Below are 14,370 nucleotides of genomic sequence, written 5' to 3'. Positions count from 1 at the left end.
AATACGAACGCTGGTGATGAAAGTACTTTCAACTCCGAAAGTATCTATCAGGATATTACCACTAGGTGCGGTGGTGATTGTAGTATATTGATTCTTATCGGGGATTCAAAAGGATTAAACGTTGCCCACTACTTACTACCTTGCATCGAACGATTGGTTAAACATAACCTTCAGACTCTGCCTTGCTCTGTTTGTTGGGGCAATTATTGGCATAGAACGTCAACTGAGCAATAAACCTGCAGGGTTAAGAACTCATATGCTGGTTAGTTTTGGTGCTGCTCTGTTCAGTTTAATAGTCTTGCAATTCAATGTGTCTCCGGAGGCGGAACCTCTATCACGAGTCATTCAAGGCATTGCAGCTGGTGTAGGATTTATTGGTGCAGGGGAAATCTTACGTCAATCTTCTCACGAATCAACCCGATCTGAAATTCAAGGGCTAACTTCAGCAGCAGCTATTTGGGTTTCCTCTGCTCTCGGAATTGCTGCCGGTTGTGGTTTGTGGCAGCTAGGATTAATAGGAGCATTGTTGTGTTTGTTAGTTTTAAATGTTTTTAAGCGATTTGAAAGACAATGAACAGTGACCAGTGACCAGTGACCAGTGACCAGTCTAACAACTAAGAACTAACAACTAACAACTAATGCTCTTTCGATATTTGACCTGCATTTACTGAAAGAATTTGGGAAGAATTTAACCATTGTGAATCGAAAGAACCTAAGTGTGTGGTGGTAATTAGAGTTTGAAAACGAGCTTGAATGGCATCTAAAAGTTGATTTTGCCGAGATAAATCTAACTCTGCTAAAACATCATCTAGTAAGAGCAAAGGTGGTTCTCCAACAACTTCCTCGATAAGTTGTAATTCTGCAAGTTTTAGTGCTAGTACCAACGTTCTCTGTTGACCTTGAGAACCGTACTGACGGACAGGTGTATGATTAATTGTTAACTCTACTTCGTCGCGATGGGGACCGACAAGGGTAGTTCCTTGATGTAACTCAGCGACAGTTCTCTGTTGAATTTTGTCTAAAAAAGCTTGCTGTACTTCTTCTAAATTGTTTTGCTCTAAAGGCACATTAGGCGAGTATTTAAGTTGTAAAATTTCTGTGCTACCACTAATGCTAGAATGCCAAGCGATCGCTATGGGAGCAAGTCTCGTTAAAGCGCGATCGCGTCGTCTTATCACCCGCGTACCTGTGGTTGCTAACTGTGCGTCCCAAAGAGCTAATTCTTTTGGCTGATGGCTAATCGCTTGCTGCTGAAAGCTTTTTAAAAAAGCATTGCGCTGTCGCAACACCTGATTGTACTGCTGTAATATGTGAGCGTAAACAGGTTCCAGTTGAATCAAAAGTGTATCCAGCCAATGACGGCGACCTTCAGGACCTCCACGAACTAAATCCAAATCTAAACTGGAAAACTGTACCGCATTCAAAACGCCAAGAAAATCCATATGACGCCTGAGATTCTCACCATTTAGAGAAACAGTGCGACGACCATTCCGACGTAGGATGATACTCAAATCGCTGACCCCAGCTTGTCGCTCTAAAGACGCCACAAGTACAGATGTTTCTTCCCCATCTCGAATTAAATCGCGATCGCGTGCCATGCGGTGAGATCTCAATGTTGCCAGTAATTCTACCGCCTCCAACAAATTTGATTTCCCCTGAGCATTATTACCTACCAATATTGTTTTAGGAGCAGTAAATTCAACCTGCTGCTCTTTGTAGTTGCGAAATTGTCGGAGGAGAAGAGTTTTCAAGTACATGAGGGATGGGTTATACCATGCGTGGATTTTAGATTTTAGATTTTGGATTGGACAAGCTTTGCTTGGGCTACTCACACTACACAATACTTAATTTAACTTCTCCCTGTTACCTTTTTACCTTTGCGCTCTTTGCGTCTTTGCGGTTAAAAATGATTTTTTTTGGCGATCGCGTGCCATGCGGTGCGATCATCTTATTTTAGGAATAGTAAATTCAACCTGTTGTTCTTTGTAGTTACGAAATTGTTGGAGGAGAAGAGTTTTCAAATAGATGAGGGATGGGTGACTGGTTCAATTTTACATTATGGAAACATTTACATTAACTTTCATCAAATGTTATGGTACACAGACTAACTCACCTGCTGTCATGTTTTTTTGTTTCAAAAGCTTATTTATTTTTCAACTGGAGTGTATGTGGAGAGAATCTTAGATGAAGCTTTAGTCGTGCGAGGAGGGCGCAATCGTCCAGAAGATATCAAGCGTGGAACAGGGACGCACCCAAGCGGCATAACTGGCATTTCAGTCGAATGTGGAGTAGGCTTGTCTATAAGTGAATTAGTATCAGCTATTCCTCATCAGCAAGTTGGCATAACTACAGTTAGTGAAGTGAGAAAAGCTGGTGGCGATGTCATTAGAACCTCTGGAAGAAGTTTTTACCATGCTACTTTGACTGGCTTGACTCCAGAACAAGTAAGCGCTCTTCTGACACCCACAATTCCTAACCCCATCTATCAAAATTAATTATGGGAGCCAGTAACATGAACCATCCTAAAGTTTTTGCAGATTTTCATAACGCTGACATTCAGGGACGCCTACGTCTAAATTGTATTGGTACAATTGAGGACTTAGCCAGTCAAAACTTTGAGTTGCAAGATGGTCAATTGCTTACACTATATAGTGAGGATTTAGAAGTAGATGGGGTAGTGCAATATTCAACAGAAGAAAATTTATGGGTTGCTGCCATTGACTGGAATGCTATAAAACAACTGGAAGATTTCGCAGTTCAAGAGAAATTGCTCAACTTGTAGAATTATTTGGTAACTATACAATACTTAATTTAACTTCTCCCTGTTGCCTTCTTACCTTTGCGCTCTTTGCGTCTTTGCGGTTAAAAATTATTTTTTTGAACTATAAGAGGCGGAGCCTCTACATAAGGCATTCCCAGGCGGAGCCTGGGAACGAGATGGGGGGTCAGACTTATCATTCGCGACTCTGTATCCTTTGAGGAGTCGGAAATTTTTGGGTGCTTCAAAACTCCCTATCCCCAATCCCCAGTACCCAATTCCCAGTCCCTAAACAATTTTCTTACCCGTTAATCGGAAGAAAAGTTTTTCCGCTTCAATCCACACAAACATTAAGGCACTAAAGCCAAGACAAATTCCCAACTCTGGTAAAGTTAAGTAATGAGTTCCAAAGAAAGCTTGCAGAGGTGGTACGTAAACTAGCAGCAGTTGCAGAATACTCGTCACAACAACAGCTGCTAGTACGTATGGATTTGAAAAAGGATTCATCTCAATGGTCAGTTGAGAGTTAGAGCGAATTGCTAATGCGTGACCCATTTGGGCAATACATAACGCAGTAAAGACCATCGTCTTCCACCGTTCTGGATCGAGTCCCGGACCAGTCACGACTTTAACGTGATTGTAAGCCCATGCCATGAGAATAATGCTAATGATACCAAAGACAATACCAATCCTAATCATGTAAGAACCCAAGCCTCTCGCAAAAATGCTTTCACGGGGACTGAACGGCGGGCGTTTCATCACATCAGGTTCTGCAGGTTCTACAGCTAATGCCAGAGCTGGTAAACCGTCTGTTACAAGGTTCATCCACAGAATTTGCAGTGGTGTTAGAGGTACACCTCCCAATCCCATGATAGGTGCTGCGGCAATTGTCAGCACTTCACCAATGTTGCTACCAAGGATATACTTGATAAAGCGGCGGATGTTGGTGTAGACAACTCTACCTTCCTTCGTAGCGGCGACAATCGTGGCAAAGTTGTCATCGAGGAGTACCATGTCACTGGCTTCTTTACTTACATCAGTACCGGTGATACCCATCGCGATACCAATGTCAGCTTGTTTAAGGGCTGGTGCATCGTTGACACCATCGCCTGTCATGGCGACGAATCGACCCCGGCGTTGCAGTGCTTGAACGATGCGAAGTTTGTGTTCGGGAGCGACTCGAGCGTAGATGCTCACCAAATCAACGTTTTCTTCTAGTTCTGTGTCGCTCATTCGCTGCAATTCTTGACCTGTCAGGACGCGATCGCCCGATTGAGCGATCCCCAAATCTACAGCAATTGCGCGTGCGGTGAGTTGGTGGTCTCCAGTAATCATAACTGGGCGGATTCCCGCATCTCGACACTCTTGCACTGCAACCCTAACTTCTGGACGGGGTGCATCGAGCATTCCTACCAATCCCAACCATACTAATTCTTTCTCGGATTCTTCATCTGAACCTTCCGGTGGGATTTCGGTAAGAGGTTTGTAAGCAAAACCCAAAACCCGCAGACCTTTACTTGCCATTGTGTCATTTTCTGCCAGAATTTGGCTGCGTTGCTCGTCATTGATTGGGATGGCGCTAGTCCCTACGTAAATATGAGTACAACGTGCAAGTATTAACTCTGGTGAACCTTTGGTAAACATTAAGTACCGTTCTGACGGTTGCACCACGTGATTGATAATGGGGTCAACTTCTGATACTGGCGATATTCCTGTTTCTACTTGCTCCACTTGACAAATTACACTCATGCGCTTGCGTTCTGAGGAGAAGGGGAACTCAGCAACACGAGGTAACTTGCTCTCCCATTGGTCTTTTTCGATTCCTCCTTTTGCAGCAAGTGTCACCAAAGCACCTTCTGTTGGGTCGCCTAAAATTTTCCATTGTCCTTTATCTTGTTGTAAAAAGGAATCATTACATAAAGTACAGGCAACTAGTAGCACTTGAAGTTCTGGATACTCTTGGGCTTCCGTTTTTTGACCTTGAAGTTGAAACTCTCCAATTGGGTCGTAACCAGAACCTGTAACGCTCAACGATTGGTTATTTGTATTTTGTGGCGATTGAGGTGAGTGGTTTCCATCTTCAGAAATTAAATCCCTACTAGGGCTTGAACTTGGAGCAGAAAAATTTGTGTAAACTGACTGTACCACCATCTTATTTTGTGTGAGAGTCCCAGTTTTATCGGAACAGATGGTTGTGACGGAACCTAAAGTTTCTACCGCAGGTAGTTTCCGAATTAACGCGTTGCGGCGTACCATTCTCTGAGTTCCCAGTGCCAGGGTAACAGTAATAACGGCAGGTAAGCTTTCTGGCACTACGGCGACTGCCATACTGAGGGAAACTTCCAACAATTCTTGTAAGTTACCTCCACGGAGAAGACCTACTCCGATAACAATGGCTACCAGAATCAAAGAACCTGTTACCAGGACATTACCTAGTTGGGTCATCCTCTGTTGCAGGGGGGTAGGTTCTGTTTCTACCGCTTGCAACATGGTAGCAATTTTACCCAATTCAGTTTTCATCCCAGTGTTGGTCACTAGAATTTTGGCGCGTCCTTGGACAATTTCAGTACCTTGAAAGACTAAATTAACTCGATCGCCCAAGGATGTCTCTTCTGGCAATGTAACTTTTGCCTGTTTGTTGACTGCTTCCGCTTCACCTGTCAGCGCCGATTCCCGTATTTGCAGGTTGGACTCTTCTATTAAACGTCCATCTGCTGCCACGTGGACGCCAGCTTCCACTAGCATGACATCTCCTGGCACTAACTCTTGCGCTGGCACCTCTACTGGTCTACTGTCGCGCAGGACGCGCACGTTGGGTGAGGCGAGTTTTTTTAAAGCTGCTAGGGCTTTTTCCGCACGGCTTTCTTGAACGTAACCGAGTATGCCATTGAGTATAACAATCGCTAGAATAGCGATCGTATCTTTAAATGGTAACTCCCCAGGTTTCAATGTGCCTTGTTGCCAAGCTATCAAGTCTAGAACCCCAGAAATGATGGCTACGGCAATCAGCATCAACAACATGATATTTGTGAACTGATCTATCAGAATCTGCCACGCACTGCGTCCAGCAGTTTCCTCTAGTTCATTTGGACCATATTGTTCCAACCGTTGTTGTACTTCTTGGGGAGATAAACCAGTATTTGCGTTTGTTTTCAGCAGTTCTAGTGATTTATCAACTTCTAAACTATGCCAAGCGGCGGGTTGTTCGGATAGAGAATGAGCGGACATCGTCTTGGTCACAGGAAATGGTTACAAACTTCGATCATAGATGAGCAAGGGCTGGAAAACCATCAACATAAAGTTACATTAGGTTAGGCATGGGCATTGGGCATTGGGCATTCAGTTATTTTCCCTACTCCCGTACAGACGCGCCATGGCGCGTCTCTACAACTCCCTAACCCCTATTTTCATACCACCTAACCATAACAATTTCATTCCTAAGATGTTAAACAGTTGAATAAATTAGTTTAATATGACTTTTGCACTCCCCAGTTTTCCTACTAACCAAATGATTGGGCAAAGGACAATTCGACCCCATAGCGCTGCCGCCCTCTGTGGCATTACCTTTATCCAGGATACACTCATTGCTATTGATACTGCTAAAGGTCATTTGCTCTCAATTGACCCCCACTCTGATAATACAAAAGTTCTCAATCCCCATCAAAACCGTGAATTTACGGGCGTGACTGGTTTGGCAGTATGGGATGATACTCTTTGGGTGACTCGGGATAATAGTGTTTATTTGTGTAAATTGGCATCGTTGGGATTGGAGCACTTTGTCACCTTGCCGTATCCAGCTGATGGTATTGCTGTTTGGGAATCTACTGTCTATGTCAGTTGCCAAAAGCTGGGAGATATACTGATTTTTGACCGCAATACACGCAAACAAATTACTCAGTTTTACGCACCTGGGGTTGGAGTAGAAAATTTGGCAGTGGATGAAGAAACGCTTTGGGTTTGCGATCGCACGGAGCAAACTGTGTACTGCATTGATAGAGCGACTGGGGAAGTTCAATTTAGCGTACTGACGCCGTTTGATGAGCCTTCAGGCATAGCGATCTACAAAAATACCGAGACGGGGGAGAATACTCTCCACATCGCCTATGCTTCTGAAGAGCCTTATGTGCGAGATAATCCGAATGCTGACCCAAGTCACGAGCTATCATATCGCGATCGCACTTTTATTCATCCGTTACATTACCATTACAATCGAGAGAAACGCTATGCCCTTTCTAACGGTTATCTCCTAGAGATGTCTTATGTAGAGGAAATTGCGCCTTTAGATGAAGTCTACATACCAGAGGTGGAATGGCGCATTGCATTGCCATCAGAAACCGATCGCCAAAAGGTGAAACACGTCGAACCCATTGGTTTACCTTTTACAGAAGAGATAGTCGATGGCCAAAGAGTAGCAGTCTTTAAATTTGATGCCCTCACTCCAGGCGAACGACATTTATTTGGTTGGAAGGCAATTTTAGAAGTCAGAGGAATTAAGTATCGTCTTACCCCGTCAGATGTAGAAGATATTGCCGAACCTTCGCCAGAGCTACAAGAGGGTTATCTAGTGGACAATGACGATTTGGCAATGGATACCAGTATTGTCCGTCGCGCCGCCCGTGAAGCCATAGGAACGGAAACCAATTTGCTGCGAAAAATGTATAGCATTCGCAACTACGTTTATGACGAGTTGTCCTATGGTATTAAACCTCACATAGATACACCAGATATTGTTTTAGAACGGGGTGTGGGTTCCTGTGGCGAGTACGTGGGTGTTTTGCTTGCCTTGTGCCGATTAAATGGTATTCCTTGCCGTACAGTAGGTCGGTATAAATGCCCAAGCTATGCTGAATACCAGCAAGTTCCCATGCAGCCTCAGTACAATCATGTTTGGCTGGAGTTCTACGTACCTGGTTTTGGTTGGATACCAATGGAATCCAATCCTGATGATATGGGTTATGGCGGACCCTATCCCACTCGCTTTTTTATGGGCTTGGGTTGGTATCACGTTGAAATTGGCAAAGGTATTTCTTTTGAAACTTTGACGAGTAAAGGTGCAAAGCTGACAAAAGAAGATGTTTCCATTGGGGAGTTAGCGATTAATCACATTCGCTTTACAATTCTGGGAGAATTACCTCCTTTCAGTGACCAGTAATCAGTGACCAGTGACCAGCAGGACTTACGCATAGCCCCCCTTAAAAAGGGGGGTTGGGGGATCTACAACGCGTGAAATACTGTAATTATCAACCGCAAAGACGCAAAGAGCACGAAGAAAAGAGAGAAGAGAGAATTCAATACTGCGTAGGTTTTGTGTAAAAATACGAAGGTAAGTAGGTTGGGTTGAGGAACGAAACCCAACATTTACAGGCATTTGTTAAGTTTCTTCAGGGCGATCCCAACCCACAAAAATTCGAGAACTCTTGTAGTATTGAGAGAATTTACAAATGATTTAGGATTGCTAAGACACTTCTGTTGCCCTTTGTATACATTTGTACAGATTTAGTTTACCCGTAGGTTATTATGAAGTTGATATTCAAAATGCTACAGGTATGACTTGAGCACCTGACCAACAAGGGACAGTTATCCGAACAGAACGTGGGCTCACGATCGCAGGCACTCGTATCACTCTGTATAACGTGATGAGTAGTTTACTACTGCAATTGTCCAATTTATCTCGTGAAGATTTGTTAGCAAGATTTTCCAGATAAGCGATCGCTATTTTCGTCTGGATACCAATATTTACGGTTGTCAAGAAGTTGTAATTGGGCAGCAATTTTTACCGACATTCGCGGCTTAACACTAATTGTCCTGATGTCGTGCGATAAACACCTTGAGGTTCGATAATTGGGTCGCCTTATCCTGCACAATCTCGGCTATCACCTCAGTGTGCAACCGATTCAGGCATCGGCAGGGAATTGAAGCAGCAAAACACTGACATAATCCCTTATTACTATTTGCCATCGCTCCGTGTATCTTAGGAAGAAAAAGCACAAAAAAGCGAGAATAATCCAAAATGTCTCAAAAATTAAACGATTTAAAGAAACAAGTGGACACACTAGCACCTGATGAGCAGTTGCGTTTAATCTCATATTTGTTACAAAAACTGAGCCTTTGTGAAATTACATCTAAACCACACCATAATGTGATGGAATTTGCTGGCATCGCACCGAATCACCTAGGAGGGATGGATGCTCAGGAATACATAACACGCATGAGACGTGGGGAGTTTCCAGAACTAGAAATTGAAGAGATAGAATCTAGGAAAAACAGTGAATCTTGAAGAGAGTTTAGAGGGTGTAACGCTCTTGTTTTTGGATAGCGCACCAGTCATATACTTTGTCGAACAAAACCCACAATACTTTCTATTTGTTAGATCGGTATTTGAGCGGATTCAAAATGGTTTAGTATTAGGAGTTACTTCACCAGTCACATTAGCTGAATGTTTAGTACATCCTTATCGTTTAGGACAGATACGGTTACAGCAAAACTTCATAAACCTTTTGCTTGGTAGTAATAACATGATTTTTGAGTCCGTTCCTGACTCAAGCATAGCAATAGGTGCTGCTCAAATCCGAGCCAAATACAACTTACAATTACTTGATGCTTTTCAAATTGCTGTTGCCTTGGCAGCAGGCTGTGAAGCATTTTTAACCAATGATGTAATATTTAGGCGCATTACAGAATTGCAAGTGTTAGTGTTAAATGACTTTGATATTGCTGAGTAAGAATATTCATGGTTGTCAAGAAAATGTGGATTTGGAGCGAACTAGCGATCGCTGTTTTCATCTGGATACCGATCTTTACGGTTGTCAAAAAGTTGTAATTGGGTAGCAATTTCTACCGACATTCGCGGCTTAAAACTATTTGCCCTGATGTCGTGCGATAAACACCTTGAGGTTCGATAATTGGGTCACCTTTTTTCCAGATTCCCGAATTGATAGAACTGGATTGATTGCTATAGGTAACATTCCTTACAGAACCAGTTGCATAATTTGACACTAACAGATCGCCGGGACGGTTGGGTAAACCACCAGTACCTGTGATGGTAAAACTGTTTTGTTGTTTTTGATTGCTTCGGACTATGCAACTACTGGCAATTAGGGCATTAGAGTCAACCAAGTTTTGAGAGAGTTGGCTGAGGCTGTTTTGTACCGAACTGTTATCAGGAGAATTCAGATTAATAGTACCCGATAAACCCAGGTCTGAACTGGCAGTAATGTCATTTATTTGCTCTGATGGTTTGGAACGAGCTTCAATCCCAAAGATTCCCCGAGCAGTGATGTTAATATTACCACCGCGTCCTTGGAAAGCGTTAGCAGTAATATCGCTGTTTTCCTGAGGAACTGCGACAATGAATTTTGAGTTGATGTTGATGTTACCTCCATCTCCACCTTTTTGCTCAGTACCGGCGTTGGTAGAGATTTGAGCGCCACGACGGAGTAAGAGTAAATTGCTGTTGAGGTTGATGTTACCACCGTTACCGGATGTCGATTCGGCAATGAGTCTGCCTTGATTGTCTAAGGTTATTTTGGGCGAGTTGATTTCGATGTCGCCTGTGATTCCTGAACCAGAGGAACTGACAAAAAAGCCACTGTCAGCGCTAATATTTTCTACAACTTCAAGAGAAAATGTTGCAATCCGGTCATTATAATTAGGGTCACTACCGCTAATCTTCACTTTGTCAGTAGCATTGACTGTGATTTTACCTGCACCTCCGTTGCTCGAGCTATTGGTGCTGAGTTGTCCGCCACTTGTTGCTTCAAAGACATTGGTATTCACCGTGATATCGCCACCCTTGTTATTATTTGCAGTGCCTGCATCTATTGAAGCACCGTTTAAGATACGAAAAATATTGGTGTTTACGGTAATATTGCCACCTTCACCAGTTGAGCCTTCAACTGTATCTGAGTATAAACCGCTAGAAAATCCCCCCTCTTGACTAATTCCAGAAATAGTTACTGTCTCTTTTGCATTGATATAAATATTTCCTGCATTTCCTTGTCCAAAAGTTGAGGTAATAAATTCAGCACCATCAGTTAGTGACACAGCATCAACTGCCCGCACTGTCACATTCCCCGCATTCCCCAGCCCATAAGTTGAAGCATTAATTTGAGCGCCATCAACTAGTGAGAGGGTTGCAGCATTGATGTTGATATTACCACCCTTTCCCACACCAGATGCTTCTACCGTACTGAGGATGTTAGCGTCTGCAAGAGAAACAGCATCAAGTGCGCGCACTGTAACATTTCCCCCATTCCCCTGTCCAGAAGTTGAGGCGTTAATTTCAGCGTCGTCTCGTAATGAAAAGGAGACAGAGTTGATAGTTATGTCACCCCCATTGCCAATTGTCGCACTTCCTACGTCGCTGAAAATCCCACTAGAAAAACCGTTTTTCTGCCCCGCAATGTCAACTGTACCAGTGACTTTCACATTCACATTGCCTGCATCTCCTCTTCCAGCTGGCTGGGTAGCAGATGCACCACGAGTAATGGTTAGCAGTTGAGCACTATCAATTAGCGACAAGGAAGCAGCATTGATGTCAATGTTACCACCCTTTCCCACAGCCCCTGCTTCTACTACGCTGAGGATGCTAGCATCAGCCAGAGAAATAGCATCAAGTGCCCGTACTGTCACATTTCCCCCATTCCCAATTCCAAAAGTTGAGGCAGAAAGTTGAGCGCTGTCTCGTAAAGAGAACGAGCCAGAATCAATGGTTATGTCACCCCCATTGCCAACTGTCCCAGTTCCTACAAAGCTGCCAATCGCACTAGAAAAACCGTTTTTCTGCCCAACAATGTCAACTGCACCACTTACTTTCACATTCACATTGCCTGCATCCCCTCTTCCTGCGGGTTGGTTATCAGACGCACGACGAGTAATGGTTACCAGTTGAGCGCCATCAATGAGTGACAAGGTTGCAGCATTGATCTCGATACTGCCACCCTTACCTACACCTCCTGCTTCTACCGTGCTGAGGATGCTAGCATTACCAGCCAGAGAAACAGCATCTTGTGCCCGCACTGTCACATTACCTGCATTCCCTCGTCCAGAAGTTGAGGTATCTATTTGAGCGCTGTCTCGTAATGAAAATGAACCAGTATCGATGGTGATGTTACCCCCATTGCTAACTGTCCCAGTTCCTACAAAGCTGCCAATCCCACTAAGAAAACCGTTTTTCTGCCCAGCAATGTCAACAACACCTGTCACTTTCACATTCACATTGCCTGCATCCCCTCGTCTCGAAGGTTGGGTAGCAGATGCACCACGAGTACTAGTTAGCAGTTGAGCGCCATCAATGAGTGAGAGGGTTGCAGCATTGATGTCAATATTGCCACCCTTTCCCACACCAGATGCTTCTACAGTGCTCGAGATGGAAGCGCTTGCAAGGGAAACAGCATCTTGTGCCCGCACTGTAACATTCCCCGCATTCCCAATTCCAAAAGTTGAGGCAGAAAGTTGAGCGCTGTCTCGTAATGAAAATGAACCAGAATCAATGGTTATGTCACCCCCATTGCCTACTGCCCCAGTTCTGACTCTGCTGCGAATCCCACTAGGAAGACCGTTTTTTTGCCCAGTAATGTCAACTGCACCAGTCACTTTCACATTCACATTGCCTGCATCCCCTCGTCCTGCGGGTTGGGTAGCAGATGCACTAACAGTACTTGTTTGCAGTTGAGCGCCATCAGCGAGTGATAAGGTTACAGCATTGATGTCGATATTGCCACCCTTACCTACACCCCCTGCTTCCACCGTGCTGAGGATGGCAGCATTACCAGCCAGAGAAACAGCATCAAGTGCCCGCACTGTAACATTCCCCCCATTTCCTTGTCCAAAAGTTGAAGCAGTAAGTTGAGCACCGTCTCGTAATGAGAAGGAGCCAGAATCGATAGTGATGTTACCCCCATTGCCAACTGTTCCAGTTTCTAGGCTGCTGAAAATCCCAGTGAGAAGATCGTTTTTCCGCCCAGCAATGTCAACCGCACCAGTCACTTTCACTGTCACATTACCTCCGTCCCCTCTTGCTGCGGGTTGGTTATCAGACGCACGACGAGTAATGGTTACCAGTTGAGCGCCATCAATGAGTGACACGTTTGCAGCATTGATGTCGATATTGCCAGCCTTTCCTACACCAGATGCTTCTACCGTGCTGAGAATATAAGCATTACCTGCAAGAGAAACAGCATCAAGTGCCCGCACTGTGACATTCCCCCCATTCCCAATTCCAGACGTTGAGGTAGAAAGTCGAGCGCCGTCTCGTAATAACAATGAACCAGTATTGATGTTTATGTTACCTCCATTGCCTTTTGACCCCAAGCGCACTAAGTTACGAATTTGGCTAATTTGGCTACCAGAACCAGTAACTTTAATGTCTCCTGTGGCATTAAGTACGATATCCCCTGCAACAGTCTCAGGTGTTCCCAAACCAGCCCCAATACCAGCAGAAAAGATGCTTCCTCCTGATACCTCTAAATTTCGAGCATTGACTGCAATATCACCACCACCAGCCCCTTCCACAAACACAAATGCTCGCTCGCTCAGCAATACATCTGCACGAGCCACATTCTCAGGAAATTTCAAGCTAAGACGATCGCTATCTAAAACAAGATTGATACTTCCAGGTTCTGCTAACCCACCTAACTCAACTCTCCCACCAAAAGCATTTAACTGCCCACCAGCCATTGTGACATTACCGCCTATTAACAGCAGACTCTTACCATCTGGTACACGCAAACCTGTCACATCACCTGCAAAACTTACTCCTGCAGGTGCAAGCGATCGGTTAGTAATTCCAGCCGTTTGATTTATTTGATTAAATAACAACGCTGAAGGATTAATCGACAACAACGGTGGTGCTTGGGGATTTGTAGCGCTAAAAACACCCTGGTTCCCGAACTGCGCTCCGTTTGCCGTTGTCCCCACAAACGAACCCTGCACATCTAAACTAGCTCTTTCTCCAAAAATCATCCCATTGGGATTGATCAAAAATAAATTGGGCTTTGATTCGCTCAAAGTTCCCAGCCTACCCAATATCTCAGAGCGGTTTCCACCTGTGACTCGTGCCAGAATATTCTGAATATCTACGCTAGGACTCAAAAAATAAGCCCCCCGTCCCGAGGTAACGTTAAATTCTCGGAAACTATGAAACAGGTTAATTCCGCGAGTTGCACCACCTACAATTAATTCTATTGGTAGTCCTTGGAAATTCTGATTCTGTAAGATTTGAGATGATTCTATACCCAGTGTGTTATCAGGTTGAATATTACTGGGAGTGCTCTGAGACAAGGCTTTGCAGGTAAAAATATTTATCCCTACCGTTGACAAAAGTCCAACGAATCCTAACTGCCAACAACTTAACCAGTGTTTTGTTTCCATTAGGCGCACTCCCTATATATACGGAGTATCTAATGATTTGGAATGAAAAGCAATCGTCTTTGTTACAAAAAATTTATCATCACAGTAGCAACAGCGATCGCGTGCTGACTTGCCTACGCAGATTATTTTAATAAAGTCCACGTAGGTGGACTTTGTTTGTATAGTCGCAAATTCTATTCGCCGAACAATCTTAAAGAAAAGATACGTACAATTTCGCAGGCATATATGGTTTGAAGCTAAAT

9 protein-coding genes are annotated in these 14,370 nt (G+C 44.0%); 6 read left to right on the top strand and 3 right to left on the bottom strand.

Going from position 1 to position 14,370, the window contains the following annotated elements; all coding sequences use genetic code 11:
* Nucleotides 1-121: 121 nt before the first annotated feature.
* The gene (locus tag WA1_RS32585; RefSeq protein WP_017747302.1) at nucleotides 122-574 is read left to right on the top strand and encodes an MgtC/SapB family protein; all 453 of its coding nucleotides are present in this window, start codon (nucleotides 122-124) and stop codon (nucleotides 572-574) included.
* A gap of 61 nt (nucleotides 575-635) precedes the next feature.
* Here the strand turns inward: WA1_RS32585 and recF are convergent, their stop codons facing one another.
* Complete coding sequence (gene recF / locus WA1_RS32580; protein WP_017747303.1) at nucleotides 636-1,757, bottom strand: DNA replication/repair protein RecF; 1,122 nt, start codon at nucleotides 1,755-1,757, stop codon at nucleotides 636-638.
* Nucleotides 1,758-2,168: 411 nt separating this feature from the next.
* Here recF and WA1_RS32575 point away from each other — a divergent pair, with 411 nt between their 5' ends.
* Both WA1_RS32575 and WA1_RS32570 read left to right on the top strand, forming a co-directional pair.
* Entirely contained in the window at nucleotides 2,169-2,495 is a 327-nt protein-coding gene (locus WA1_RS32575; protein ID WP_017747304.1) for a hypothetical protein, read from the top strand.
* 17 nt (nucleotides 2,496-2,512) lie between these two features.
* A complete protein-coding gene (locus WA1_RS32570; protein WP_033336310.1) occupies nucleotides 2,513-2,782 on the top strand; it encodes a hypothetical protein in 270 nt (89 codons plus the stop codon).
* A gap of 264 nt (nucleotides 2,783-3,046) precedes the next feature.
* Here the strand turns inward: WA1_RS32570 and WA1_RS32565 are convergent, their stop codons facing one another.
* Nucleotides 3,047-5,986, bottom strand: coding sequence for a cation-translocating P-type ATPase (locus tag WA1_RS32565; protein WP_017747306.1), 2,940 nt, complete (start codon nucleotides 5,984-5,986; stop codon nucleotides 3,047-3,049).
* Nucleotides 5,987-6,230: 244 nt separating this feature from the next.
* Between WA1_RS32565 and WA1_RS32560 the strand changes: the two genes are divergently transcribed.
* The 3 genes from WA1_RS32560 to WA1_RS32550 all read left to right on the top strand — a co-directional run bounded on the left by WA1_RS32560 (nucleotide 6,231) and on the right by WA1_RS32550 (nucleotide 9,480).
* Entirely contained in the window at nucleotides 6,231-7,910 is a 1,680-nt protein-coding gene (locus WA1_RS32560; RefSeq protein WP_017747307.1) for a transglutaminase domain-containing protein, read from the top strand.
* Between the two features lie 858 nt (nucleotides 7,911-8,768).
* The gene (locus WA1_RS32555; protein WP_017747309.1) at nucleotides 8,769-9,035 is read left to right on the top strand and encodes a hypothetical protein; all 267 of its coding nucleotides are present in this window, start codon (nucleotides 8,769-8,771) and stop codon (nucleotides 9,033-9,035) included.
* Nucleotides 9,025-9,480 carry a type II toxin-antitoxin system VapC family toxin gene (locus WA1_RS32550; RefSeq protein ID WP_017747310.1) on the top strand — a complete coding sequence of 152 codons (456 nt, stop codon included), beginning with the start codon at nucleotides 9,025-9,027 and terminating at the stop codon, nucleotides 9,478-9,480. Before WA1_RS32555 ends, WA1_RS32550 begins: the two co-directional genes overlap by 11 nt.
* A gap of 112 nt (nucleotides 9,481-9,592) precedes the next feature.
* Here the strand turns inward: WA1_RS32550 and WA1_RS32545 are convergent, their stop codons facing one another.
* Nucleotides 9,593-14,128: a beta strand repeat-containing protein gene (locus WA1_RS32545; RefSeq protein WP_017747311.1), complete on the bottom strand. Its 4,536-nt coding sequence runs from the start codon at nucleotides 14,126-14,128 to the stop codon at nucleotides 9,593-9,595.
* Between the last annotated feature and the right edge of the window lie 242 nt (nucleotides 14,129-14,370).

The organism is Scytonema hofmannii PCC 7110 (genome assembly GCF_000346485.2).
Classification (GTDB): Bacteria; Cyanobacteriota; Cyanobacteriia; order Cyanobacteriales; family Nostocaceae; genus Scytonema; species Scytonema hofmannii.
Note: the sequence above shows the minus strand (reverse complement) of the source record. Positions and strands in the feature narration are given on the sequence as shown.